27 protein-coding genes are annotated in these 23,916 nt (G+C 61.5%); 17 read left to right on the top strand and 10 right to left on the bottom strand.

Annotation, left to right across the window (positions count from 1 at the left end):
- Window positions 1-117 precede the first annotated feature (117 nt).
- Both cutA and GRI69_RS06860 read right to left on the bottom strand, forming a co-directional pair.
- Window positions 118-444: a divalent-cation tolerance protein CutA gene (gene cutA / locus GRI69_RS06865; RefSeq protein ID WP_160727537.1), complete on the bottom strand. Its 327-nt coding sequence runs from the start codon at window positions 442-444 to the stop codon at window positions 118-120.
- Window positions 441-1,463, bottom strand: a complete 1,023-nt coding sequence (locus GRI69_RS06860) for a COX15/CtaA family protein (RefSeq protein ID WP_160727536.1) — start codon at window positions 1,461-1,463, stop codon at window positions 441-443. Before GRI69_RS06860 ends, cutA begins: the two co-directional genes overlap by 4 nt.
- A gap of 141 nt (window positions 1,464-1,604) precedes the next feature.
- Between GRI69_RS06860 and GRI69_RS06855 the strand changes: the two genes are divergently transcribed.
- Genes GRI69_RS06855 through GRI69_RS06840 form a run of 4 tightly spaced genes read left to right on the top strand, consistent with a single transcriptional unit; the run spans window position 1,605 to window position 4,065 of the window.
- Window positions 1,605-2,009, top strand: a complete 405-nt coding sequence (locus tag GRI69_RS06855; RefSeq protein WP_160727535.1) for a MerC domain-containing protein — start codon at window positions 1,605-1,607, stop codon at window positions 2,007-2,009.
- Between the two features lie 12 nt (window positions 2,010-2,021).
- Window positions 2,022-2,993 carry a sulfur carrier protein ThiS gene (gene thiS, locus GRI69_RS06850; RefSeq protein WP_160727534.1) on the top strand — a complete coding sequence of 324 codons (972 nt, stop codon included), beginning with the start codon at window positions 2,022-2,024 and terminating at the stop codon, window positions 2,991-2,993.
- Window positions 2,994-3,051: 58 nt separating this feature from the next.
- Window positions 3,052-3,579: a hypothetical protein gene (locus GRI69_RS06845; RefSeq protein ID WP_160727533.1), complete on the top strand. Its 528-nt coding sequence runs from the start codon at window positions 3,052-3,054 to the stop codon at window positions 3,577-3,579.
- A gap of 15 nt (window positions 3,580-3,594) precedes the next feature.
- The gene (locus GRI69_RS06840; RefSeq protein ID WP_160727532.1) at window positions 3,595-4,065 is read left to right on the top strand and encodes a hypothetical protein; all 471 of its coding nucleotides are present in this window, start codon (window positions 3,595-3,597) and stop codon (window positions 4,063-4,065) included.
- Between the two features lie 18 nt (window positions 4,066-4,083).
- Here GRI69_RS06840 and GRI69_RS06835 read toward each other — a convergent pair whose 3' ends face one another.
- The 4 genes from GRI69_RS06835 to GRI69_RS06820 all read right to left on the bottom strand — a co-directional run bounded on the left by GRI69_RS06835 (window position 4,084) and on the right by GRI69_RS06820 (window position 9,106).
- Entirely contained in the window at window positions 4,084-4,464 is a 381-nt protein-coding gene (locus GRI69_RS06835) for a cupin domain-containing protein (RefSeq protein ID WP_160727531.1), read from the bottom strand.
- 2 nt (window positions 4,465-4,466) lie between these two features.
- A complete protein-coding gene (locus GRI69_RS06830; RefSeq protein WP_160727530.1) occupies window positions 4,467-6,269 on the bottom strand; it encodes an AMP-binding protein in 1,803 nt (600 codons plus the stop codon).
- Between the two features lie 96 nt (window positions 6,270-6,365).
- A complete protein-coding gene (ggt, locus tag GRI69_RS06825; protein ID WP_160727529.1) occupies window positions 6,366-8,066 on the bottom strand; it encodes a gamma-glutamyltransferase in 1,701 nt (566 codons plus the stop codon).
- Window positions 8,067-8,077: 11 nt separating this feature from the next.
- Window positions 8,078-9,106 (bottom strand): quinone-dependent dihydroorotate dehydrogenase, encoded by a 1,029-nt coding sequence (locus GRI69_RS06820; RefSeq protein ID WP_160727528.1) that lies wholly within the window; start codon window positions 9,104-9,106, stop codon window positions 8,078-8,080.
- 337 nt (window positions 9,107-9,443) lie between these two features.
- Between GRI69_RS06820 and GRI69_RS06815 the strand changes: the two genes are divergently transcribed.
- The 12 genes from GRI69_RS06815 to GRI69_RS06760 all read left to right on the top strand — a co-directional run bounded on the left by GRI69_RS06815 (window position 9,444) and on the right by GRI69_RS06760 (window position 18,901).
- Window positions 9,444-11,249, top strand: coding sequence for a DUF885 domain-containing protein (locus GRI69_RS06815; protein ID WP_160727527.1), 1,806 nt, complete (start codon window positions 9,444-9,446; stop codon window positions 11,247-11,249).
- A 17-nt stretch (window positions 11,250-11,266) separates the two neighbouring features.
- The gene (locus tag GRI69_RS06810) at window positions 11,267-12,175 is read left to right on the top strand and encodes an AraC family transcriptional regulator (protein WP_160727526.1); all 909 of its coding nucleotides are present in this window, start codon (window positions 11,267-11,269) and stop codon (window positions 12,173-12,175) included.
- A 118-nt stretch (window positions 12,176-12,293) separates the two neighbouring features.
- Window positions 12,294-12,704, top strand: a complete 411-nt coding sequence (locus tag GRI69_RS06805) for an RrF2 family transcriptional regulator (protein ID WP_160727525.1) — start codon at window positions 12,294-12,296, stop codon at window positions 12,702-12,704.
- Window positions 12,701-14,182 carry a Fe-S cluster assembly protein SufB gene (sufB, locus tag GRI69_RS06800; protein WP_160727524.1) on the top strand — a complete coding sequence of 494 codons (1,482 nt, stop codon included), beginning with the start codon at window positions 12,701-12,703 and terminating at the stop codon, window positions 14,180-14,182. Before GRI69_RS06805 ends, sufB begins: the two co-directional genes overlap by 4 nt.
- Window positions 14,179-14,427, top strand: coding sequence for a hypothetical protein (locus GRI69_RS06795; protein WP_160727523.1), 249 nt, complete (start codon window positions 14,179-14,181; stop codon window positions 14,425-14,427). Before sufB ends, GRI69_RS06795 begins: the two co-directional genes overlap by 4 nt.
- Complete coding sequence (locus GRI69_RS06790) at window positions 14,424-14,942, top strand: endonuclease domain-containing protein (RefSeq protein ID WP_160727522.1); 519 nt, start codon at window positions 14,424-14,426, stop codon at window positions 14,940-14,942. The genes GRI69_RS06795 and GRI69_RS06790 overlap by 4 nt, the downstream gene beginning before the upstream one ends.
- On the top strand, window positions 14,935-15,684 hold the full coding sequence (gene sufC / locus GRI69_RS06785) for a Fe-S cluster assembly ATPase SufC (protein WP_202391900.1): 750 nt from the start codon (window positions 14,935-14,937) through the stop codon (window positions 15,682-15,684). The genes GRI69_RS06790 and sufC overlap by 8 nt, the downstream gene beginning before the upstream one ends.
- A complete protein-coding gene (locus GRI69_RS06780; protein ID WP_160727520.1) occupies window positions 15,681-16,076 on the top strand; it encodes a hypothetical protein in 396 nt (131 codons plus the stop codon). Before sufC ends, GRI69_RS06780 begins: the two co-directional genes overlap by 4 nt.
- On the top strand, window positions 16,073-16,828 hold the full coding sequence (locus tag GRI69_RS06775; RefSeq protein WP_160727519.1) for a SufD family Fe-S cluster assembly protein: 756 nt from the start codon (window positions 16,073-16,075) through the stop codon (window positions 16,826-16,828). The genes GRI69_RS06780 and GRI69_RS06775 overlap by 4 nt, the downstream gene beginning before the upstream one ends.
- Window positions 16,825-18,042, top strand: coding sequence for a SufS family cysteine desulfurase (locus tag GRI69_RS06770; RefSeq protein ID WP_160727518.1), 1,218 nt, complete (start codon window positions 16,825-16,827; stop codon window positions 18,040-18,042). Before GRI69_RS06775 ends, GRI69_RS06770 begins: the two co-directional genes overlap by 4 nt.
- On the top strand, window positions 18,039-18,542 hold the full coding sequence (locus tag GRI69_RS06765) for an SUF system Fe-S cluster assembly protein (protein ID WP_202391899.1): 504 nt from the start codon (window positions 18,039-18,041) through the stop codon (window positions 18,540-18,542). The genes GRI69_RS06770 and GRI69_RS06765 overlap by 4 nt, the downstream gene beginning before the upstream one ends.
- Entirely contained in the window at window positions 18,542-18,901 is a 360-nt protein-coding gene (locus GRI69_RS06760) for a HesB/IscA family protein (protein ID WP_160727517.1), read from the top strand. The genes GRI69_RS06765 and GRI69_RS06760 overlap by 1 nt, the downstream gene beginning before the upstream one ends.
- Window positions 18,902-18,907: 6 nt before the next feature.
- On the opposite strand, the gene GRI69_RS06755 is transcribed toward GRI69_RS06760, so the two are convergent.
- Both GRI69_RS06755 and GRI69_RS06750 read right to left on the bottom strand, forming a co-directional pair.
- Window positions 18,908-19,336 carry a hypothetical protein gene (locus GRI69_RS06755; protein WP_160727516.1) on the bottom strand — a complete coding sequence of 143 codons (429 nt, stop codon included), beginning with the start codon at window positions 19,334-19,336 and terminating at the stop codon, window positions 18,908-18,910.
- A complete protein-coding gene (locus tag GRI69_RS06750) occupies window positions 19,329-20,015 on the bottom strand; it encodes an EI24 domain-containing protein (RefSeq protein ID WP_160727515.1) in 687 nt (228 codons plus the stop codon). The genes GRI69_RS06755 and GRI69_RS06750 overlap by 8 nt, the downstream gene beginning before the upstream one ends.
- Before the next feature lie 118 nt (window positions 20,016-20,133).
- Here GRI69_RS06750 and GRI69_RS06745 point away from each other — a divergent pair, with 118 nt between their 5' ends.
- On the top strand, window positions 20,134-21,129 hold the full coding sequence (locus tag GRI69_RS06745; RefSeq protein WP_160727514.1) for an adenosine kinase: 996 nt from the start codon (window positions 20,134-20,136) through the stop codon (window positions 21,127-21,129).
- A gap of 557 nt (window positions 21,130-21,686) precedes the next feature.
- Here GRI69_RS06745 and GRI69_RS06740 read toward each other — a convergent pair.
- Both GRI69_RS06740 and GRI69_RS06735 read right to left on the bottom strand, forming a co-directional pair.
- A complete protein-coding gene (locus GRI69_RS06740) occupies window positions 21,687-22,880 on the bottom strand; it encodes an IS91 family transposase (RefSeq protein WP_160726970.1) in 1,194 nt (397 codons plus the stop codon).
- A gap of 6 nt (window positions 22,881-22,886) precedes the next feature.
- Window positions 22,887-23,795 (bottom strand): tyrosine-type recombinase/integrase, encoded by a 909-nt coding sequence (locus GRI69_RS06735; RefSeq protein ID WP_160726971.1) that lies wholly within the window; start codon window positions 23,793-23,795, stop codon window positions 22,887-22,889.
- Between the last annotated feature and the right edge of the window lie 121 nt (window positions 23,796-23,916).

Here is a 23,916-nt window from a genome sequence, read left to right as displayed (position 1 = left end):
CCCGCATAAACGGAACTGCAAAGCGCGGGCCAATTGGCGCCCAATCCGCGATTCGTCAAGCTATTCCGGGGGTCTCGCGTGGGGTAAAATAATACGTCACCCTATTAGGGCGTGGAATCAGTGCCGGACACTTCCACCGCCGCCGAGAGTTCGGAGCCAGCTTTCAGTCGCCTTCCCTGCGACACAGGGCCAGCCGAGTACGGCAGGCGAGTCGTAGGGATGCAGTTCCTCAAGTCGAGAGATTGCCAGTTCCAACAACTGTGCGTCGGTCTTCAGGAGTGCGGGACATTCCTCGCCCTCGCCTCTTTCTCCGCCCCAGGCGAAGAACGACTGGATCGGCCCGCCGATATTGATGCAGCCGATCAGGCCTTCGTCCAGCAACTGCTCACCGACATTGCGGGCGCTCTCGGCATCCGGGAAGGGACAGTAGATAAGGGCGCTCATCCTGCTCGCCCCAGCACATGGGCTCCCCACGCATAGGCTGCCACCAGCAGTGCACCGACGAGTTGATGCAAGACAGCCAGATAGAAATCCACGCCGGTCATTACGGTAGCTATGCCAAGGATGATCTGGATGCCGAAGGCCGAATGGATTGCAATCGATGCACGCCGGTCGAGCGGCTTTACCTTTCGAGCCATGAGAACGAGCGCAGCCACCGCCACCCAGGCCCACCAGCGGTGCATCCAGTGAATCAGGAACGGGTCGTTCGTAAGCGCCCAGAAGAGCCCATTCGAGCGGTCGAACTCGGGAACGAGCTGTTCTTGCATCAGTGGCCAGCTATCCGAGGCGAGCCCGGCGTTGAGGCCCGCCACCCAAGCACCGAGCACCAGTTGGACAAAAAGGATGATGCCCGTCCATATCGCAACCGGTTGCAGGCGTGCCGGACGGTGATGACGCAATGCCAGTGTACGCAGATCCAGCGCAGTCCAGATCAGCCCGCCGAGCAGTATCAGCGCAGTACATAGATGTATGGCCAAGCGGAAATGGCTCACGTCCGTCCGCGTCTCGAGACCGGAAGCCACCATCCACCAACCGAAACTTCCCTGCAAACCCACCAGTGCTGCGAGTGCGAAAAGCCGCCAGAAGTAGCCTTGGGGGATTACCTTGCGCACCGCAAAGATCGCGAGCGGCACAACCAGCGCGAGACCGATAAGGCGGCCCAGCTGTCGGTGAATCCATTCCCACCAGTATATCGACTTGAAGGACTCCAGGTCCATTCCCGCAGGCCCGTTGATCTGCTGGTACTCTGGAATGCGCTGGTAAAGTTCGAATTCGGCCTGCCAGTCTGCCTGACTAAGGGGCGGCAATGCACCCAGAAGCGGTTTCCATTCGGTGATGGACAGCCCGCTTTCGGTCAGGCGGGTTATGCCGCCGACCGTGACGATTGCCACCACTAGGGCGGCAACGATGAACAACCAGTTGGCAAGCAGGCCGGGACGGGCACGCGATGTATCATCGGTCATGGCGTGCGTGTTCGCCGCCACGGCGGGTTTGCGCAAGTGCAAATGCCTCAATCGACGTAGCGGCCCGGGCAAGCGACGAAATACGTCCCGATAGGAAACTGGCTCTTGTAACAGGTGATACTATCACATATCTGCCATGACATGTTGCAACGCGCCATCAATCCGATTCGGCAGCGGCTCGATCGTATCGGTATCGGGCTCTCCGGTCTGTGTGCGCTGCATTGCCTTGCCAGTATCGTGCTGGTTTCCGGACTCGGCATCGGGGGGGAACTCTTCTTCGCGCCCGATATTCACCGTTGGGGCCTGGTCGTGGCAACGCTGGTTGCTGCCGTTGCGATCGGTTGGGGTGCATTGCGTCATCGGATGGCCATGCCCTTCGTCATCGCGATGACCGGTCTGACCTTCATGGGCGGCGCTCTTGCCGTTCCGCATGGTTACAAAGAGGCGATCCTGACGATCATCGGGGTCGGCCTCGTCTCGCTCGGTCACATCCTCAACCTTCGTCACTGCCACTCTGCGGCTTGCAAGGAGCGCTGCGGGGACTAAGTGACGCGGGCTATGATAAGCCTGACCGTTAATGGCGAAACCCGCCGCACCGCCGCATCTACCATCTCCGATCTCGTGCGCGAACTGGATCTCGACCCCGCCAAGGTCGCGGTGGAGCACAATGGCACCATCGCTCCGCGCAGCGAGCTCTCCGAACACAAGGTTGCCGATGGCGACGTGCTCGAGATCGTGCACTTCGTCGGCGGGGGACAGGCCGACGATAGCTGGAGTGTCGCCGGACATACCTTCCATTCCCGCCTGATAGTCGGAACGGGCAAGTACAAGGATTTCGAACAGAACGCTGCCGCACTCGAGGCCAGCGGGGCCGAAATCGTCACCGTGGCTGTCCGCCGTGTCAATGTGAGCGATCCGAGCGCGCCTATGCTGACAGATCATATCGATCCGGAGAAGGTCACCTATCTCCCCAATACCGCAGGTTGCTTCACTGCAGACGAGGCAATTCGCACGCTGCGCCTCGCGCGAGAAGCAGGCGGGTGGGACCTCGTGAAGCTCGAAGTTCTAGGCGAGGCGAAGACGCTTTATCCCGATATGCGCGAGACGCTGAAGGCCACCGAGGTGCTGGCCAAGGAAGGCTTCCATCCGATGGTCTACTGCGTAGACGATCCAATAGCTGCCAAGCAGCTTGAGGAAGCGGGTGCGGTAGCGGTCATGCCCTTGGGTGCACCGATTGGCTCGGGTCTTGGTATCCAGAACCAGGTCACGATCCGTCTCATCGTCGAAGGCGCAAATGTCCCCGTGCTGGTCGATGCAGGAGTAGGTACCGCCTCGGACGCAGCAGTAGCCATGGAACTGGGCTGCGACGGGGTGCTGATGAATACCGCGATTGCCGAAGCCAAGGACCCGATCCGGATGGCGCGCGCCATGAAGCTTGCCGTAGAGGCGGGCCGGGAGGCCTATCTCGCTGGCCGTATGGGCCGCCGCAGATACGCCGATCCTTCGAGCCCCCTGGCGGGGCTGATCTGACCCCGCACAGAAAATTAACCATATTGGCGGACACTTCGATTCGACAGGGAGTCGAATCATGGCCGTTACCAATGCAGCGTCGCTGACCATTGCCGAGATGCGCGAATTTGCCGGCTTCACCGCCGCCGAGCAGCGCTACATCCGCCGAAGTCTGGATATCGGCCTGAGCCGTTGCGATGCATTTCGCATCTGGGGCCGTACTCAGGGCGAAACCGCAGCGATCCGTAGCCAGTATGTCGCCTATCAGGAGCTAAAGGCGCTACGCGGTGCGATCCCGCACGAATCGGGCTTCGATGCCATCGAAAGCTTCATCGGGAAGATCACCCGCGTCGCTGCCTTCGATCTCGCACAGGAACGGATCGAGTGTTTCTCGGCATTCCGCTTCCTATACGAGCGCTTGCTTGGTCCCGATGCACGTCCGTGGCTACCCAGCGCCTTCTGTGCCGCCGCCGCGCTGCCGCAGATTCGCCCCGAACGCCGAAAGATGTTGCTGCAGTCATTGAGTGAAGCCGCAGCGACGGCCCCCGGGTGGAGTGACCGCGCGCCGAGCTTCTTTCCAGAATTTATCGAGGAAGTGGCTGCCTAGCGTCGGCTTTGTCTGATGTCGGCTGCACGATTCTCGCCGGATGAATGGCGTGGGCACTGCCTAAATTATTTTGCTCGGTTCGAGGCTGCAGTATCCAAATCCCTCGAGGTGGCCAAGGAGGCAGGGCGCGTCGCAAAAATCCGGCACCTTGCAGGCCAGCAACTCGCAGACCTCATCGTTCTGTCAGAAGAAGTTGAAGGCACGAGCAAGCAGCTCAAAGCTTTCTCCAATGCACTCAACGCATGGCAGATTATTGAACCCAAGCGCCAATTCTTGGCACACGGAGTGGGCCCACTCGCTCATGAGCAAAACGGTGATTGGCTGTTGTTGCTCGACGTCAATTCTTACCGCAGCAACGTGGCTAGTTTCACCCGTTGGGCTGTACGGGAAAAAGAAGCCGAACATTTTGCAACCGATCTCACCAATGCGTTCAAAGCAATGAGCGGACAGCTTGGACATTTTAGAAAGCGCATTCAGCAAAAGTAGCTTTTGCCGCTCGTCTACTTATAACTCTTCCACAATCAGATAGACCACGGTGGTCTCGCCAACATTAACCACCTCGTGCCAATCCACGCCATCGCTTGAATAGTCCGATCGTTCCGCGAGTGTCACGGTGCGCGTCCCGCTTGCGCTGGTCAGCCGCATAGTGCCACCACTCAATGCATATCCATAGTGACGAGGGTGGTAATGGCGTTCATGCCCCACGCCAGGCGGGAAGGTGCAACGAAGCACCCGGTGGGTTTCGGCTTGGTGCTGGAGTGTGCAGACACGCTCGCCTTGCCAGCCCGCTTCGAGTGCCGAGGGCAGCGTCTCACTAACATGTTGGACGGTTTCGCAACTCCCAAGAAGGAGCGGGGCGGCGATTATTATTCTAACATTTCGCATGGTTAGCTGCGATAAAGCCCATCCAACCGCACCCCATAGCGGGCCTTGATCTTGTGGCGGCGGATTTTCATTGAAGGGGTCATTTCCTCGTTCTCGATAGTGAATCCTTCGTCGGCAAATGTGAACTGGCGGACCTTTTCGATCACCGACAGGTCCTTGTTCACCCGGTCGACCGCCTTTCGCACCGCACTGCGGAATTCGGGATCATCCTGCAGCATTGCCATGTCGAACTTCTTGTCGTTCTCGCGTGCCCATTCGAGTGACCATTCGGCATCGGGCACGATCAGGCCCACGATATAGGGGCGCTTGTCACCGGCGACCATTGCCTGACCGATTTCGGGCTGCAGCGTCAGCATACCTTCGACCTTTTGCGGGGCGATGTTGTCGCCCTTGTCGTTGACGATCATGTCCTTCTTGCGGTCGGTGATGACGATGCGGTTCTTCTCGTCGAGATGTCCGATGTCGCCGGTATGCAGCCAGCCATCCTTGATCGTGCGCTCGGTCTCCGCCTGGTTCTGCCAATACCCATGCATCACCAGTTCGCCGCGGCAGAGAATTTCGCCGTCCTCCGCAATCCGGACCTCGACTCCGCGCATGGCCGGACCGACCGAATGCATGGCGATTCCGGCGCTTGGCCGATTGCAGGCGACTACTGGTCCCGCTTCGGTCTGGCCATAGCCTTGCAACATGGTCAGTCCCATCGCTTCGAAGAAGATGCCGACTTCGGGGTTGAGCGGCGCACCGCCCGAAACCATAGCCTTGATGCGTCCGCCGAAGCGCTGGCGGATCTTCGGTTTCAGCAGCCGGCCGACGATCGCATCCTTGATCCCGTCCCCGAACTTCGGATTGCCCTGCGCCCGTCGTTCACCGACTTCCAGCGCGGTCATCATCAACTTCTCGGCTAGGCCGCCCTGCTTCGTCACCTGCTTCATGATACGCGTTCGCAAGACTTCAAACAGGCGCGGAACGACGACCATGATGGTCGGCTTGGTTTCCTCGATATTGCTAGCCAGCTTTTCGAGGCCTTCGGAATAATAGATCTGAGCGCCCACGCTGATCGGCAGGAATTGTCCGCCAGTATGTTCGTAGGCGTGACTGGCAGGAAGGAAGGAGAGAAAGCGCTCTTCGTCGTCGATACCGAAATCCTCGATCAGGATTTCGGCCGCGCCCGCGATATTGCAGAGAATCGCCCCGTGATGCTGCATCACGCCGCGGGGCGCGCCGCCAGTCCCGCTTGTGTAGATGATGCAGGCGGTGTCACCGCGACCGATCTTGGCAATACGATCCTCGACGGCCTTGCGCGCGGTCACAGCATCGCCTTCGAGCATTCTCGACCAGTCGTAAAAGCTGAAGCTCCCCGCTTGCTGCCGGTGGAGATCTTCGATGCCGATCACATGATCGGCAATGCCGGTTGCCTGCAGCGCGCCGTGCAAGGGGCCCAAGAGCTTCTGGTCCGAGACAATGACTGCCTTCGCACCTGAATTGTCGAGGATGTGAACATGATCGCGTTCGGTATTGGTGACATAGGCAGGAACGGTAATGCAGCCCGCTGCCATGATCGCGAGATCGGCGATGCACCATTCGGGGCGGTTCTCGGAAACGAGGCACACCCGGTCGCCCGCCTGGAGCCCTAGCGTACGGAGGTTTTCCGCCAGCAGACAAACCTGTTCGGCTGCTTCCCTCCAACTAAGCGTCTGCCACGCTCCGTCACGCTTCGCGCCGAGGAAGGCGCGGTCGGGCCGTTCGTCACCGCGCTTCAGGAAGAGTTCGACAAGGTTGTTGGCGGAATCGATGTCCGACAGCACGGCAGGCTCCTCAAGATTATGTTTTTGTTGTGCGACCAACTGAGCGCGGATGCTTAAGCTCCCGCTGCCGCTACGGCAAGAGAGGCCTCCGCCTCCTCAAGGCATTTCCAACTGGCTCGCGAGACGCGGATCGCGCGCGCTTTGCCATTGCCCCTGCCGATACAGCAGAGCGCCGCCCTTGACCGGGGCCGGGCGAACCAGCAACTCGGCGTGTCCGAGGGAGCGGAAGGCCTCGGCTGCTTCTTCGAGCCAGGTGCCTTCCTCGAGCAAAATCTGGTCTCCAAAGGCCATGGTGAAAGGGAGGCCTAATGACGCCTCGGCATCCAGCCCGAAGTCGATCGCGGCGATAATGCTACGCGCGGTCTGCACGGGGATGGTGCTGCCTCCAGCCGCACCGACGACCATGAATGGATCTCCTTGCGGATCGTAAACCACCGTCGGAGACATCGAACTGCGCGGGCGCTTTCCGCCCTCGACCCGGTTGGCGACAGGCTTCCCGCCGACTTCAGGCGAACGGCTGAAATCGGTGAGCTCATTGTTGAGATAGAACCCGCCAACCATCAGCCCAGAGCCGAAGGCACCTTCGATCGTCGAAGTGTAGCTGACCATAGTCCCGTCGCGGTCGACTACGGCGAGATGCGAGGTGCCCTTCTCCTCTGGCTCGTCGCCGTCGGCCAGTGTCATCGAGGCACCGCGCGGCTGCCCGGCTTCTGCGGTGGCCATCGACCGGTCTTTCGACATCAGCATGCTGCGCTGCGCCAAGTAATCCTCGGCGATCAAACCTTCGACCGGAACCTGCACAAAGTCGCTGTCGGCGAGATAGAGTTCGCGATCGGCATAAGCGAGGCGCTGGGACTCGAGGAAGAGGTGCCATGTCACCGGATTGTCCGCGCCGAGTGCGGCAAGATCGAAACGTTCCAACTGTCCGAGTATCTGCTGCACCGCCACTCCGCCGGAGGTCGGCGGGCCCATCGAGCAGATCCGATACTCGCGGTATGGAGTACACACGGCATCGCGCTGCTTGGCCTTGTAAGCGGAGATGTCGCCGCGGGTCATCGCTCCCGGGCGAGGGGTTGCAGCAGCAACCGTGGCTGCCAGCTCCTGTGCCAATTTACCCGAATAGAAACTCTCCGGACCTTCGTTGGCAATTCGCTCGAGAGTGCGAGCCAGCTCCTCGTTGCGCACGCGGGTGCCCACGGAGAGCGGCTCGCCGGAAGCGTCGAAAAAGAGTGCCCGTCCGGTTTCGCCGAAGGCCGCGCGGTTCTTTGCGCTGGAGAGCGAGTTGTTCAGTCGAGGATTGATGAGGAAGCCCTCGCGCGCCAAGCGGATAGCGGGGGCGAACAGCTCCGGCCATGCGAGTTTGCCATGCGCGTCATGCGCCTTGGCGGCGAGTGCGATATTTCCCGGAACGCCCACGCTCAATCCGCTCAAGGCCGAAACCATGAAGGGAGGCACACCTCCTTCTTCGTCAAGAAACCAGTCCGGTGTCGCACCGGCTGGGGCAGTTTCCCGTCCATCGTAGGTCGTAACGTCGCCATCCGCCTCTCCCCGCACAAGGAAGCCTCCGCCTCCGATGCCCGAACTCTGGGGCTCGACGACATTAAGGGCCAGCATCACCGCAATTGCCGCGTCGGTGGCACTGCCGCCCTTGGTCAGTATCTCCTCTCCTGCAGCCTGCGCGCGCGGATCGGCAGCACTGACAGCACCAGAAAAGGCAGAGGGGCCGGTTTGTGCGGGTACGGTAGCGCAGGCAGAAAGGAACAGCGCGGCGAGTGGTATGGCGGTAATACGAAACATGACGCGTGTCGCTATTCGCTTCCTACCGCCTCCGCAATCGATGAAAAGCCGTCGCGCCGCATCAGGCGCTCCAGACTGCTTGTAATCTTGCGCGGCAGACCCGGACCTTCGTAGACCATGGCGCTGTAGAGCTGGACAAGGCTGGCGCCCGCCCGGATGCGGACCCAGGCCTGCTCCGCCGATACAATTCCGCCCACGCCCACGAGCGGCATTTCGCCTCCAGTCGCCTTCCGGAAATCGCGCAGTCGCTGGAGCGCCAAATCATGAAGAGGAGCACCGGACAGGCCGCCTGCCTCATTGGCATGGGTCGACTGCAGAGCCGGTCGCGAAATGGTTGTATTGGAGACGATCAGCGCCCCGAGTCTCTTGTCGACTGCTATCCTTGCGATGGCATCGATGTCGGCGGTTTCGAGATCGGGTGCGACCTTGAGGAATACAGGCGGTCCGTCAGGCCCACGGGCTTCGAAGACCGCATCGAGCAGGTCGATGAGCGCGTTTTCGTCCTGCAAGGCACGCAGACCCGGTGTGTTCGGACTGGAAATGTTGACTGCGAGGTAAGTGGCGAGCGGGGCCATGACCCGCGTCATTTCCGCATAATCGGCAATGCGATCCGTGCTGTCCTTGTTCGCACCGATGTTGATGCCGAGCACGCCCGGCTTGGCGGCGCGCCTCGCAAGACGGCGAGCGGCAGCCTCTGAACCGCCATTGTTGAACCCCATGCGGTTGATGACTGCGCGATCCTCGACCAGCCGGAAAAGTCGGGGCTTAGGGTTGCCTGCCTGCGGGCGCGGGGTGATCGAACCGACCTCGGCGAAACCGAAACCCAGCGCGAGGAGCTTGTCCGGAACCTCCCCGTCCTTGTCGAACCCAGCAGCCATTCCAAGCGGGTTGGGAAAGCGGATGCCCGCAACTTCGGTTTCGAGCGCAGTCCTGTCCTTTTCCGCAACAAGCGGTGCAACCTTGAGGGCGGCCAATGTCAGCCTATGAGCGGTCTCGGGATCCAGGGCGAACAGCGCGGGGCGTGCGAGATCGAACAGCATGGCGGGCCTATGACCCAAGCCTGGGACAGTGTCGAGCGCGCCGATTGTCCTGCGGCGGGACGCTATTGTAAAATTCCGCCAAAATGCATTTCTCGGCACAACCATGTCGCGTGCATACAATCAATTGTAACGTAGAATCGGTATCACCATTTTTGCGACCCGAAGGGCTCGAAGCAGCGATGCAACGAGTTCTCACCTATAAAGGGCGGCTCCCTTGGGGCCGCCCTTTTTTTACCCAATGCGCACGCAATCGGGCGGCAGTTGTCGAATTTATACTATTTACTGCTGACCGCCGACATGCTTGGACGTCGTCCAAAGATAATGTGTGAGGGTAAATATGCGACTTTTCAGCAAGTTTTTCGCTTCGAGTGTGTCGGCGCTGGCGCTATCGGCCTGCGCTACAACGCAGAATATGCCCGCCGATGCCGCTGAAGCACCGACGGTGTCGCAAGCCGAGAGTGAATCGCTTGCAGCGCTCTTCGAGGAATATGATCAGGCGTCACTCGAACTGTCGCCATTGAGCAAGGCCTATCGCGGCATTCGGGACGAGGATTACGGGGAATGGGGAGATTTCTCGGAAGCGGCCGAAGTGCGCGAAGAGGAGTTGTTGCAGTCGACCGCCGCAAGGATGCGCGCCAGCTTCGATTTGGCGGGGCTCTCGGAAGAAGATGCCCTGAGCTACCGCCTGTTCAATGCCATGGCCGAGCGCAGCGCGGCGCGATTCCCCTATCGCGACTATGACTATATCTTCGACCAGATGAACGGTGCGCAAAGCCAGCTGCCGGCTTTCCTCATCAATATTCACCGCGTCACGAATGCTTCTGATGCGGAAGCCTATGTCAGCAGGATCGAGGGCATCGGTCCGGGACTGGACACTTTGACAGAACAATCGCGCGATCGGGCGGAAGCAGGCATCATGCCGCCCGACTGGGTATACCCCTACGTTATCTCCGATATCGAGAACCTGCTCGCCGCCGGAAACGACAACGCGATTCTCGAAGATTTCCGTTCGAAGGTTGCAGAGCTTGACGGTAGGACGGCAATGATCACCGCGGCGGAAGCCGCATGGAATGGCAGCGCCCGCCCTGCCTACCAGCGTCTTCTCGCCGAGATGAAGCGCCAGCAGGCCATCGCCCCGACCGATGACGGCATCTGGCGCTTCCCCGAAGGCGCTGACTATTACGAGGCGCTGCTGGCCAACTACACGACCACCGACCTGACCGCCGACCAGATCCACAATATCGGTTTACGCGAGGTGGACCGGATCCACGGCGAAATGCGCGCAATCATGGAGCAGGTCGGCTTCGAGGGCAGCCTGCAGGATTTCTTCCAGTACACGCGTACCGACGACCGCTTCTTCTACGACAGCCGCGAAGCCTATCTGGCCGATGCAGAGGCGAAGCTCGATGCGATGGAGGCCAGGCTGCCGGAATACTTCAACACGCTTCCCACCGACCCGCTGGTCATCAAGCCGGTGGAAGCGTTCCGCGAGAAGAGCGCAGGCAAGGCATTCTACCAGCGCCCCGCCCCCGATGGCTCGCGGCCAGGCACCTATTACGTGAACCTCTACAACCTGAACGACATGTCGAAGAACGAGCTCGAGGCCCTCGCCTATCACGAAGGTCTTCCGGGTCATCACCTGCAGCTTTCGATCCAGACACAACTGGGCGATGTGCCTCCGTTCCGGCGTTTCGGCGGAGTGACGGCCTATAGCGAGGGCTGGGGTCTCTATACCGAGGAACTGGGCAAGGACATGGGTTTCTATACCGATCCCTATTCCGATTTCGGACGGCTGGGCATGGAGCTGTGGCGCGCCGCCAGGTTGGTGGTCGATACCGGTATCCATCACAAGCGCTGGAGCAGGGAAGAAGCGATTGCCTATCTGACCGAGAACACGCCCAATCCCGATGGCGATATCCGGAAGGCGATCGAGCGCTACGTCGTCTATCCCGGGCAAGCTACGGCCTACATGATCGGCAAGCTGAAGATCATGGAACTGCGCGATCGCGCCCGAACCGCCCTGGGCGAAGACTTCGACATCCGCGCTTTCCACGATGTAATTCTCACCAGCGGCCCGGTGCCACTCTCGATCATGGAAGAGAATGTCGATAGCTGGATCGCGCAAGAGCGGTCTGCGGGCTGAAGCGGGGACCGGGGCAGATGGCACAGGGGCACGAGGGGGAGGAAAATTACGCTTTCGAATGGGTCAAATCGCCCGATGACATCGCATCTTATCTTAACTCGCTCTACATCTTGCGGTCGGGCGGTTCGACGGTCGAAGACATGATGCCTGCCTACTCGGGGCAGCTCGTCATTTTGCTGCAGGGCAGCGGCACCATGTATTTTGCCGATGGAACTACCGCCAAGGCCCTCCCCGCCTTCTTCCAGTGCCCCTTCACACAGGCGCACCGGTTCGAGATCGAACCGCATACCGTGATGATGGGGGTTTCGCTCAATTTCCGCGGCTGGACCGCGCTGACCGGGCTTCCGGTCGATGAATACAGCGATCGCGCCCTATCAGCCCGAGAGGCACTCGACGAGTCGCTGGCCGAACGGCTTCATTCTATCGCGCCTGGCATTCGGTCCGGAGCGCTTACCGATCAGATGGCACTCGAAGAGCTAGCCTCTATCGTCCGCGACGGGCTTTCGCCACTTTCGGAACGGCATAGGCAGGTCATCGATCGGACACTTGACTGGCTTTCGTCTTCCTTCAAGCCAGAGATTGCCGCTCTCTATGATATCCTGCCCTATTCCGAGCGGCAGGTGCAGCGACTGGTCACACGATTTTTCGGTCAGCCGCCGGTTCGGCTCATCCGGCGGTACCGCGCAATCCGGACAGCAACCTTGCTTGCCATGCCGGACCTTCCCCCGCAACTCGAGGCGGAGATTCGCGATGCGTTTTACGATCAGGCGCACATGATCAAGGAAATACGCCACTTCACCGGCCGGACGCCGAAACGCCTGCTGCCGAATGAGAATTCTGTCGTCAAAGAGACTTTGGGCGAACCGGGCTATGGCTCGGTCGACCTGTTCGGCGGCAATCAGGACGAGGTCCTCGGAAAGAGCTAAAGCTCGCTTTCCCAAATTTCGCCAATTGCTAACGACTCGCAATTGGCGGTTTTACGTTGAATTTTGAAGGTTCGGCCCATAGCTGGTTAATCGGAGCGAATTCGTCCGATTTGAAACTATGCGCCTTTCGAACCTTGCAGATTATGCCGTCGTCACGATGAGCCAGGCAGCCCGCCATTGCGGTGGGGGCAGGGTTAGTGCGTCGGATCTTGCAGCCGAAACCGGGCTTCCGGCCCCTACAGTACAGAAACTGGTGAGCAAGTTGGTTGGCGCAGGGCTGCTACGGTCGGTGCGCGGCGCTGGTGGCGGGCTGCAACTGGCTCGCCCGGCCGCCGCGATCAGCCTTGCCGATATTGTCGAGGCGGTAGAGGGGCCGATCGCACTCACTGCCTGCATCGAAGGTGCCGAATGCGTGGTGGAACACGAATGTCGCATCAGGCCGCACTGGCCGATGGTCAACGAAGCTCTGCGCGGTGCGCTGGCGGGTATCCCGCTGACGCAACTGGCGCAGGAAAAGGAAGTAGCGTGAACGAACAGGTGGACATCCAGGACCGCGAAGCGAAGGAAGCCGCTGCGAAGGCTGCGGAATACGAGCATGGCTGGTCGTCGGACATCGAGACCGAATTCGCCGAGAAGGGCCTGAACGAGGACACGGTTCGCTTCATCTCGGCCAAGAAAGGCGAGCCCGAATGGATGCTCGACTGGCGTCTCAAGGCTTTCCGCATCTGGCAGGAAATGGACGAGCCCAACTGGGCGAAGCTCGGCTATCCGGCAATCGATTACCAGGATGCCTATTATTACGCCGCGCCGAAGAAGAAGGTGGAACTAGAGTCGCTCGACGAACTCGATCCCGAGATCAAGCGGGTCTACGACAAGCTTGGCATCCCGCTTGGAGAGCAGGAAGTCCTGGCGGGCGTGAAGGGCGCCAAGAAGGTCGCGGTCGATGCCGTGTTCGATAGTGTCAGCGTCGCCACCAGCTTCCGCGAGGAGTTGAAGAAGGCAGGCGTCATTTTCCTTTCGATTAGCGAAGCGATCAAGGAATATCCCGATCTGGTGAAGAAGTGGCTCGGCAAGGTCGTGCCGCAGAAGGACAATTATTTCGCCACGCTCAACTGCGCGGTCTTTTCGGACGGCACCTTCGTCTACATCCCGGAAGGTGTGCGCTGCCCGATGGAGCTCAGCACCTATTTCCGCATCAATGCGGAGAATACCGGGCAGTTCGAACGCACGCTGATCATTGCCGAAAAGGGCAGCTATGTCAGCTATCTCGAGGGCTGCACCGCGCCCATGCGCGATGAAAACCAGCTCCACGCCGCCGTGGTCGAACTGGTCGCGATGGAGGACGCGGAGATCAAGTATTCGACCGTCCAGAACTGGTACCCCGGCAATGCCGAGGGCAAGGGCGGGATCTACAATTTCGTCACCAAGCGCGGGCTGTGCCAGGGCGCGCGGAGCAAGATCAGCTGGACGCAGGTCGAAACTGGCAGCGCCGTGACGTGGAAATACCCCAGCTGCGTACTCAATGGCGAAAACAGCGTGGGCGAGTTCTACTCGGTCGCGGTGACCAACAATTACCAGCAGGCCGATACCGGCACGAAGATGATCCACAACGGCAAGGGCAGCCGCTCGACGATCATCTCCAAGGGCATTTCGGCAGGCAAGAGCAACAACACCTATCGCGGACTGGTGCGCGTTGCGGCCAATGCCGACGGCGTTCGCAACCGCACCGAATGCGACAGCCTGCTGATCGGCGACCAGTGCGGCGCGCATACGGTGCCCTATATCGAGGTGAAGAACCCCTCGGCCCAGATCGAGCACGAGGCGACCACCAGCAAGATCAGCGACGACCAGCTCTTCTACGCCATGCAGCGCGGGCTGGACGAGGAAGAGGCGATTGCGCTGATCGTCAACGGCTTTGCCAAGGACGTGATGAAGCAGTTACCGATGGAGTTTGCCGTCGAGGCGCAGAAACTGCTGGCGATTTCGCTTGAGGGGAGTGTGGGGTGATGCTCGGACTCTTGTCGATGCTTTTCTTGATTGGTTTCCCCGCCGCGGTAGCCGCATTTCTGGCTTATAGGATTAGCGTGGAGCTGCGCACGGGCCGCAGCTATGTCTTAGGCTACTGGACCAATCGCGAGGTTCAGCCGCGCATGTTCTGGTTTGACATCATGCTGAAGGCGATCGGCATCGTTATTTTCATCTACCTGCCACTCTCGGTGGTTTGGACTTCGGTAGGATCCTTCGTCCAATGACTGACCGCAAGACCCTCCAGCTTCGCGATCCGTCCGAGACCGCCGACGAGGCCCCTTCGATCAAGAAGAAGGGCCGCGGGTGGGAAATCTCGGAGAAGCGGCTCGACGCCCTGCACGAACAGGCTCGCGAGATGCGCCGCTATTCGACCGAAGCGCACAAGGCGCTGGCAGAGCGTTTCGCCAAGGCCGACATGGGCCGATACACTTTCAAGCGTCACGCCGTCGTCGGCAGCGCGATCGTCGATTTCAACTGCCACAATCTCGGCATGGCGATCATGATCGACGAGGACGGGCAGGACGATGCTCTCGCCAGGCGCCGCGACAAGAGTCTTGAATCGGTCGGCATCCGCGTGATGCGGATCGCCGCCAAGGAAATTCTCGAGAATATCGACGCGGTTCTCGAACGCATAACCCTCGGCATGCGCAGCCGCATAGCCGACAAGCAGCAGGCCCGCCGCGAGCACCAGCGCAGCAGCGCGCCGCGGCCCCGCTACACCAGGAATGACAATGCTTAAGATCGACAATCTCACCGCCGAAGTCGGCGGCACGCAAATCCTCGACGGCCTAAGTCTCGAAGTCCCTGCCGGAGAGGTCCATGCCATCATGGGCCCGAATGGCGCCGGCAAGTCGACGCTGTCCTATGTTCTGGGCGGTCGACCGGGATATGAGGTGACGGGTGGATCAGTCACCTTTCGGGGGCAGGACCTGCTCGACATGGAGCCGCACGAACGCGCCGGCGCCGGCCTGTTTCTTGGCTTCCAGTATCCGGTCGAAATCCCGGGTGTTTCGAATGTTCAGTTCCTTCGTGAAGCGCTTAATTCACAACTGAAATCGCGCGGCGAAGAACCGCTGACGGGGGGCGAGTTCCTCAAGCTGGCCAAGGAAAAGGCCGCTTTGCTCAAGCTCGACATGGACATGCTCAAGCGCCACGTGAACGTCGGCTTTTCCGGCGGAGAGAAGAAGCGCGCCGAGATGGTCCAGATGGGCATTCTCGATCCCGCCTTTGCCGTCCTCGACGAAACCGACAGTGGTCTCGACATCGACGCATTGCGCGTCGTGGGCGAAGGAATCAACGCAATCATGCGCAATCCCGACAAGGGCGTGCTGCTGATCACCCATTACCAGCGCCTGCTCGAAGTGGTGAGGCCCGATCGCGTGTCGATCCTCAGCAAGGGAAGGATCGTCAGAACCGGCGGACCGGAACTTGCGCAGCAACTCGAAAGCGAAGGCTATGACGCCGTGATGGAGGCCGCATGATCATCGCTGCACTCACCCTCCTGCTCGCGCAATCGGGCGCTCCTGAGGCCACTTCTACCCCGACCGAAGAAGACGTCGCGCGCGAAACTGCTGTCATTGATGAAGTCTTCGATGAATGGCAGGGCGGAATCTACAAGAAGGAAGACGGCAAGCTGACGTGCCGCATGAAGCAGAGTTCGGGCGATCAGGCCGTCGACCTGCTGCGTTGCGGTGCCATGATCGGCTGCTACGCGCCCCGCGCGGAAGAACTCGACACGATCGCGGCTTCCGACGTGTCAGTAGAAGACCGTAAGGCGCAGATGCAGGAAGTGATGGACGAGGTTCAGCCGTGTATCGAGAAGGCCCACCGCGAGGGCAGGCGCCGGATCGCTATCGTGAGGGCAGCTGAATGACCGGGACGATCGACCTACCAACCCGCAAGGATGAAGCCTGGCGCTATGCCGCGGTGGAAAAGCTTCGCGCGGACAATCTCGGAACGTGGCGTCAGATCGACGTGGCGGCAGGCGAGAAAGTGCGCGAACTTATCGTCATAAGCGACGATGATTCTGGCGAAACGGAACTGGTGCAGTTGCGTGTGAACCTCGGCGAGAATGCCCGCTGCGAGATTTTTGGCGTCATTGCTTCGGGCGAATATGCCCGGGTCGAAGTGAAAGTGACGCTCGGCAGGGGCGCGCATTTCGAGATGGGCGGCATCACCGTCGGCGGTCGCGACACCGTCCGCGAATTCGTTACGCATGTGACCCATGCCGAACCCGATGGAACGAGCAACCAGACCGTGCGCAGCGTCCATTGGGGCAAGGGGACCGGCAATTTCCTCGGCAGCATCGACGTGGTGCGAAACGCCCAGAAGACCGACGCGGCGCAGGACTTCAAGGGTCTGCTCCTCGAAAAGGGAGCGAGCGTGAATGCCGTGCCGCAGCTGGAAATCTTCGCCGACGATGTGAAGTGCGCGCATGGCGCCACCGTGGGCCAACTCGACGAGAGCGCACGCTTCTATATGGCAGCACGCGGCCTTTCGCCCGACCTTTCTCGTCGCCTTCTGGTCCAGGCCTTCATCGGCGATGCGCTGGTGGGGCTCGATGAGGAGGAAACGCATGAGCGGCTGATGCAGATCGCGCTGGACAAGCTGGACAAGCACTTGTGAGCGAAGCTGCCACCCTTACGCGGAAGGCGGATTTTCCCGGCCTTGTCACCGAAGTTGGCAAGCCTTGGCACTATCTCGACACCGCCGCATCGGCGCAGAAGCCGCAGGTAGTCGTCGACGCGATGAGCCGGGCGCTCGGCCGCGACTACGCGACCGTACATCGCGGAGTATATGGTCGCTCGGCCCGGATGACGCTTGGCTACGAAGCAGCCCGCCGCCGTGTCGCCGATTTCATCGGTGCGCGGTCGGAGAACGAGGTCGTGTTCGTGCGCGGTGCGACCGAAGCCATCAACCTTGTGGCCGCGGCCTGGGGCATGACCCGCATCGGTCAGGGCGATCGGATCATCCTTTCCACGCTTGAACATCATTCGAATATCGTTCCCTGGCAAATGCTTGCCGAACGCACCGGAGCAGAAATCGAAGTTTGCCCGCTGACCGCTGATGGACAGATCGATCTAGGCGGGCTGGAAGCTCTCCTCTCGCCGCGAACCAAATTGGTGGCGCTCGCACATGTTTCGAACGTACTTGGTTCGGTGCTCGATGCGCGCAGGGCCGCCGAACTCGCCCATTCGGTCGGCGCGAAAATCCTGCTCGATGGATGTCAGGCCGCCCCGCGCATGAAGCTCGACATGGCCGCGCTGGATTGCGATTTCTACGTCTTCTCCGGTCACAAGCTTTACGGCCCTACCGGTATCGGCGTGCTTTGGGCTCGCGAGGATATTCTCGCCCACATGCCCCCCTACCAAGGAGGAGGCGCGATGATCGAGAAGGTCGCATTCGACGGCACGACCTACGCCCCGCCGCCGCAGCGCTTCGAAGCGGGCACGCCAATGATTACCGAAGCAATCGCGCTGCATGCCGCCATCGATTATGTCGACGCGTTCGGACCGGATCGATTGTTCGCACATGAAGCGGCCCTTGCCGCACAATTGCGCGCCGAGCTGCGCAAGCTGAACGCCGTGACGCTGTTCGGGCCTGAGGAAAGCGCCGGAATCGTGTCCTTTGCGCTCGATGGGGTTCACCCGCACGATTTGGGCACCATATTGGATGAAGAACACGTCGCCATCCGCGCCGGACATCACTGCGCACAGCCCTTGATGGAGCACCTCGGCGTTCCGGCCACGACCCGCGCCAGTTTCGGCCTCTATAGCGACGAAGATGACATAGCCGCGCTGATGCGCGGAATCGAAAGGACCCGGAGGATCTTCGGATGAACAAACCCAGCGACGACAAGGATTTCATCGCCGCCCCCTCGCCTGCCGATACGATTGTCGGCAAACCCCCGCGGGCGCGCGTTGCTGACGCTGTCGATCCCGACGAGACCGCAGGCGCGAAGCTTGAGCGCAAGCGCGATTATCTCGAAGGCTTCCTCGCCAAGAAACCCGAAGAGGAAGGTGCTTCGGGCGCGGGCGGCAAGCTGCAGCAGGCAGTGGTCGATGCGCTCAAGGAAATCTACGATCCCGAAATTCCGGTCAATATCTACGATCTGGGCCTGATTTACGGCGTCGAAGTAGACGACGATTGCGATGTTACCGTCATCATGACGCTGACCACGCCGCATTGCCCCGTTGCCGAAAGTATGCCCGGCGAAGTCGAACTGCGCGCCGCCAGCGTACCTGGTGTACGCGATGCCGAAGTCAATCTCGTCTGGGACCCGCCTTGGGGCCCCGAGAAGATGACCGACGAAGCCCGTCTCGAACTGGGGATGCTCTGATGGTCGAAACAACCACCCGCCCCGCACCCAAGGCCGCTGTCGTCCTGACGGCACGTGCAGAGGAACGCATTGCCGAACTGATGTCCAAGGCGCCGGAGGATGCGATCGGCGTCAAGCTCTCGACGCCGCGCCGCGGCTGCTCGGGCCTGGCTTATTCGGTCGATTATGTTTCCGAAGAGGCCAAGTTCGACGAGAAGATCGAAACTCCCGGCGGCGTGTTCTACATCGACGGGGCAAGCGTGCTCTACCTGATCGGAAGCATCATGGACTGGGTCGAGGATGATTTCTCCGCCGGCTTCGTCTTCGAAAACCCCAACGCCAAGGGTGCCTGTGGGTGCGGCGAAAGCTTCATGGTCTGAAGCTGACTAGCGCCGGAGAGCCCGCACGCAGGTCGCACGGTCCACATCCTCGCCATCGCTTGCACGCCGAGCATCTACATGTGTGGCGCTGGGTTCTGCTCCAGGTCGCAGCGGATATAGATAGATATCAAGCACACAGGGGCTGCCGCTGAACTGGAGCTTCATCGCGTCGCCCTCCTTCACCTCTAGCCTCGGCGGGCCGAAGATGTTGGCGAGTGCCGTCGCGTTCCGGCCGATAACCCCCTCGAGACCCGGCAGGTTCATCACCTTAGGCGCGATGAATGCACCGGTCGAAGGCGCAGGGCGCACCGGCTGTTGCGGAGGTAGGCGAGTACTCGTCACGGGCCGCTGTTCTGCCGGTGTATAGGTCCTGGGTGCGCTTACGCAGCCTGCGAGGCTTGCGGAGAGTGCCGCAAGGGCGAAGATCTTATGCAAGGGTGGCTCTCCTGCGATGCACAAGGTGGGTCGCGCTCGCTGCACCAAGAACCGGGGCGAGCAGATTGAGGAACGGCACCATGAGTAGCGCCGCGACTGCTCCGCCAAGCAGAAAGCGCCTGCCTCGGCCTAGAGGTGCGATCTCGGCCACATCCCTGCGATGCCGCAGCCACACCATGTCCTGCAGCTCGCGACCGAGCAGAAATGCGTTTACGGCCCAGAACAGCAATGCGGTTCCGATTCCGGTCACCAGCAGCAGGATCGCGAACGGCAGCGCGACGAGATTGACGAGCAAGGCGCGCAGGGTGGAGCGCACGCCATTCCTCATCTCTTCGTAAAAGCCGAGCGACCGTGCTGCGGTCGCGGCTTCCGGATAATGCCTCGCCTCGACCGCCCGGACCACTTCCTCCGCAAAGAACTGCAGCACGAACAGGGCGACGAAACGGAACAGCAGCCACGCGCCGATCAGAGTGGCGAGAACGGCCAGCAGCGCTCCGGCATCGCTCCCCTCTTCAAGCCCGGCCCATTCCAGCGCCGCTTCGAATCCGAAGCTCAGGCCCCAACCGAGCAAGAGGAAAATCGCCAGCGTGATTAGCAGGCTCTTGCCTAGCACCTTGAGGATCGCCGGATCGCCCAACTGGCTGAAGGACAGGGCAAGGGCGCGCGGTAGCGAAGTCATCTTGCAAGCTCGAATCGCCCGTACACGCCGACAAGTCAACGCCGCCCTTGGCCTTTGTGCGACGAACCGCTAACCGCGCCCGACACATTACCCGTTTCGCTTACCTCCCGGAGTATACATGACCGACCCCCGTTACGACGTCGTCGCGATCGGCAATGCCATCGTCGATGTGATGGCCCCCTGCGAAGACGAACTGATCGAAGAGCTCGGCCTTGCCAAGGGCGGGATGACGCTGGTCGATACCGAGCGCGCGCAGGAGCTTTACGACGCGATGGGCCGCGCCACGGAAATTTCAGGCGGATCGGCTGCGAACACACTCGCCGGGATGGCGGCGCTGGGTTCGCAATGCGCTTTCGTCGGCCAGGTCGCGAAAGACCAGCTGGGCGACATTTTCGCGCACGACATTCGCGCCGTGGGAATCGATTTCGACACGCAGCCCCGCGAAGGCGACCCGCCGACTGCGCGCTGCCTGATCTTCGTGACGCCCGATGGCGAGCGGACGATGAACACCTTCCTCGGTGCTTCCCAATTCCTTCCGCCTGCCGCACTCGATGAAGAGCTGATCGCCAGCGCGGGCGTGCTCTACCTCGAAGGCTATCTTTGGGACCCCGAAGAGCCTCGCAGCGCCATGCGCCGCGCGATCGACGTGTCGCGGGATGCTGGCCGCAAGGTCGCCTTCACCGCGAGCGAGAGCTTCGTGATCGAGCGCCACGGCGACGATTTCCGCGCGCTGATCGAAGAGGGCAAGATCGACATCCTCTTCGTCAACGAACACGAGCTGGCAACGTTGACCGGCAAAACCGACTTCGAAGCTGGTCTCGACGCGCTGAAGGACAAGGTCCCCACCCTCGTCGCCACCCGCAGCGCCAAGGGCGCAGTAGCCATCGCCAATGGCGAGCGCGCCGAAGTCCCCGCCGAACCGATCGCCAAGGTGGTCGACACCACCGGAGCAGGCGATCTCTTCGCTGCCGGCTTCCTTACCGGTCATACCCGGGGGGAGAACCTCGAGACCTGCCTGCGCATGGGCGCTATCTGCGCTGGCGAGATCATCAGCCACATCGGCGCGCGCAGCGAGAAGGATCTGAACGCGCTGGTGGCCGAGAAGCTCGGCTGAGTTGCGCGCCGCGCAAGTTGATCAACTTCATGCATATGGGCCGGGTAATTTGAAAAGGCGCCACCCGGAAAACAGGAAAGCCCCGCTGCGAAGGCGGGGCTTTTTTTGCGAGCGATGCATTATTTCAAAGAGCGGTTCGACCTATAGCGCGCGGTCGATAGTGTAGGAAAGTCCGATTGCGAGAAGACCCGGAGAATTAGGTTAGGCGTAACGTCCGCTTTCAAACTGATTCAAGCTAGAACCTGACCGTCTGCAAACGTTTAGAGTTTCGGACGCCGTGAGGCGTCGGAAAGTCGACGGTGCCCGAACCCGCGGGCCGCACGCGATGAGCTATGGGGATTTTGATTTCGGGTTTGTCCGGGCGTCTGCTGACGGTGCCGATAAGCGGACGTGCCTGAGAGCAGCCTGTCCGATTTTGTGGAGACACAGCAGCCGTGGGAAGCGCGTCCGTCCGATTTTGGCGATGGGACGACCGCTCTTGGACGGACGATATGCAGACGTCCTTGTCGCCGGAAGCGTGGCTGCGGCGGGGCGCGAGGGTGTCGGGCCGTGCCGGATCACGGCGTGGGCATGCCGGATGGGACGATCGGGTATGGCGGACCGCGCGGCAGGTGGCAGCGCTGGAACGTCTCGATGACGACCATGCGCCCGCCGCAGCAAGGGCATGCCGGACGCGGATCGGGCGGTTCGATGGAGGGCTCGTCCGTCGCCGGCGGTGCGATCGCTAGCAGCTGACGGGCGCGTTCGAGATGGGCTTTGCGGGTGCTGGCGGCGAGCAGGCCGTAGTGGCGGATGCGGTGGAACCCGCGCGGCAGGCAGTGCAGCAGGAAGCGGCGGATGAACTCGTCGGCGCTGAGCGTCATCACTTGCTGACGGTCTGGCGCGGAGCGGCGATAATCCTTGTAGCGGAACGTGACGCCGCTCTCGCCGAACCGGAGGAGACGGCTGTTCGAGATGGCGATCCGGTGGGTGTAGCGCGACAGATAGGCGAGCACTGCCTCGGGACCGGCGAACGGCGGCTTGGCATAGACCACCCAGCGCTTCTTGCGCACTGGCGACAGGTGGCGCAGCAACGCGCGCCGGTCAGCAAGAGGTGCCAGCTGGCTGAAGAAGGCGAGCTTACCGGCATCGTGCAGCGCCAGCAGCCGGGTGAGGAACAGGCGGCGGAAGAGTGCACCCAGCACTCGCACCGGAAGGAGGAAAGCCGGGCGGGAGGATATCCATCTCTCCCCGTCCAGCGCGATGCCGCCTCCCGGCACGATCATGTGGATGTGCGGATGGTGGGTCATGGCCGAACCCCAGGTGTGAAGCACGGCGGTGATGCCGATCCGGGCGCCGAGATGCCTGGGATCGGCGGCGATGGTCAGCATCGTCTCCGAGGCGGTCTTGAACAGCAGGTCGTAGAGGAGCGCCTTGTTGGTGAACGCGATCTCGGCGATCTCGGCGGGCAGCGTGAACACGACATGGAAGTAACCGACCGGCAGCAGGTCGGCCTCGCGCGCGGCGAGCCAGGTCCGTGCGGCGGCGCCCTGGCACTTGGGGCAATGCCGGTTGCGGCAGGAGTTGTAGGCGATCCGCCAGTGCCCGCAGTCGGTGCAGGCCTCGACATGCCCGCCCAGCGCGGCGGTGCGGCAGTGCTCGATCGCCGACATGACCTTGAGCTGCTGCAGGCTCAGATGCCCGGCATGGGTAGCCCGATAAGCTGGCCCGGCGGCACGCAAGACATCGGCGACCTCGAGTGAGGCGCGCACCGGCTCTCAGCCGCTTGGCGCCTTCTTGTCCGGTGCCGCGAGCGCGAGCCGATCGAGCGGGCTGACCACCGCCCGCATCGTCTTGGTCGCCACCTGGGCGTAGAACGCGGTGGTGCCCAGCTTGGCGTGGCCGAGCAGCACCTGGATGACGCGGATATCGACCCCGTCCTCGAGCAGGTGGGTCGCAAAACTGTGCCGCAGGGTGTGCGGTCCGACCCGCCTGGCGATGTCGGCTGCCTCGGCGGCTTCGACGACGACGCGGTGGAGCTGCCGTGTGCTGATCGGCAGCATGGCGCCTCGACCGGGGAAGAGCCAGCCATCGGCGTGGAGCACGCCCTGCTGCCGGCCCGCGCGCCACCAGTCGCGCAGCAGCACGAGCAACCCTTCGGGCAGCATGGCATTGCGATAGCGCCCGCCCTTGCCGCGTTCGATCCTGAGCAGCATGCGCTTGCTGTCGATATCGCGCACCTTGAGCGCCGCGACCTCGCCGACGCGCAGACCCGCGCCATAGGCGACCGACAACGCGGCCTGGTGCTTGAGGCAGGTGGTCGCATCGAGCAGCCGCTTCACCTCGCTCTGCGTCAACACCACCGGGATCTTGCGGGCGTGCGCGGTGCGGACCAGCTTACGGGCAAGCTCGGGACGGTCGAGCGTGTGAGTGAAGAAGAACCGCAGCGCCGACACGATGCTGTTCATGGTCGGCGCCGGGATGCCGGCGTCCCGCTGCTCGATCTGGAACCGCCGGACATCCTCGGCGGTCGCGGTGTGGGGCGAGCGCCCCAGCCAGGTCGCGAACCGCCCGACATCGCGCAGATAGTTGCGCTGCGTCTCCGGGCTGAACCGGCGCAGGGTCATATCTTCGATCAGCCGCTGGCGCAGCGGGCTGACAGGCCCAATCGGAATAATCTCGTTCATCGTTCGACTCCTCGGTTGAAGGAGCCACGATCGTCTGCCTCTCTCGGACCAGACGCTACGCCCGTCGTTCTACATCACCCTCACCACAAGCAACCATCCCGCGAAGCGGGTTCGTGCATCG

Origin of the sequence: Qipengyuania vulgaris, assembly GCF_009827325.1 — a bacterium.
In the GTDB taxonomy this organism is placed as follows: domain Bacteria; phylum Pseudomonadota; class Alphaproteobacteria; order Sphingomonadales; family Sphingomonadaceae; genus Qipengyuania; species Qipengyuania vulgaris.
The sequence above is the reverse complement of the archived record's forward strand: the minus strand, read 5'-3'. Positions and strand labels throughout refer to the sequence as shown.